We start from the raw sequence: 671 nt of genomic DNA on the forward strand, positions 1-671 counted from the left end.
TAGGTTTCCAGTCGGATAAAGTTGAGGTAGCGCACTGCCATGACACTCAACTCAAGAGCTGCTCGACACTATCGTTGGGTAGAGATTCATTACGGATAGGGAACCGCCCATTGCGGACCCGCATGATGGGTGGTGTGGGGGCCGGTAGCTAGAAACTACCGGCTACCCGATTTATAAGCAACTTACATATAATCTGCAAGGCTTAATTTTTCTTTTTTGCAAACGTTAATAATTGCGTCACGTTGAGCTAATTTTCTAAGGTATCTAGATAAGTTATTAAATGATAAGGGTGGTTTTTTAAATTCATCAGCCCAAACGGCTAACATAAACAAAAAATAATCACAGGCGCTAATAGTCTCGCCTATAAGGTAATTCTTATTTTCAAGTTCATCATCTAGCAATTTAAACATTTCTGTTATTCTGCCCTCTTGCATTTTGATAATGCTCTCAATATTTTGACTATCGGTCGTATGTTTTTGAGGATAAAAATAAACCATCAGTTCAGCCTGAACCGTATTTGTTAAATACATCATCCATTGAAAAAAATAATGCTCTACTTTTATCTCCAATTTTTGGTATTAAACCTGAAGAAGGATGAGATTCAGCTAAATGCACGGTAACTATTCAGTACTAACCTCAAAAAATTTGAATTTGTCCAATAAAAGCCTAGG

1 protein-coding gene is annotated in these 671 nt (G+C 37.3%); it reads right to left on the reverse strand.

What is annotated here, in order from left to right:
* Positions 1 to 182: 182 nt before the first annotated feature.
* The gene (locus tag MO867_RS22430) at positions 183 to 569 is read right to left on the reverse strand and encodes a glutathione binding-like protein (RefSeq protein ID WP_252473304.1); all 387 of its coding nucleotides are present in this window, start codon (positions 567 to 569) and stop codon (positions 183 to 185) included.
* Positions 570 to 671 lie beyond the last annotated feature (102 nt).

Origin of the sequence: Microbulbifer okhotskensis (assembly GCF_023895975.1) — a bacterium.
In the GTDB taxonomy this organism is placed as follows: Bacteria; Pseudomonadota; Gammaproteobacteria; order Pseudomonadales; family Cellvibrionaceae; genus Microbulbifer; species Microbulbifer okhotskensis.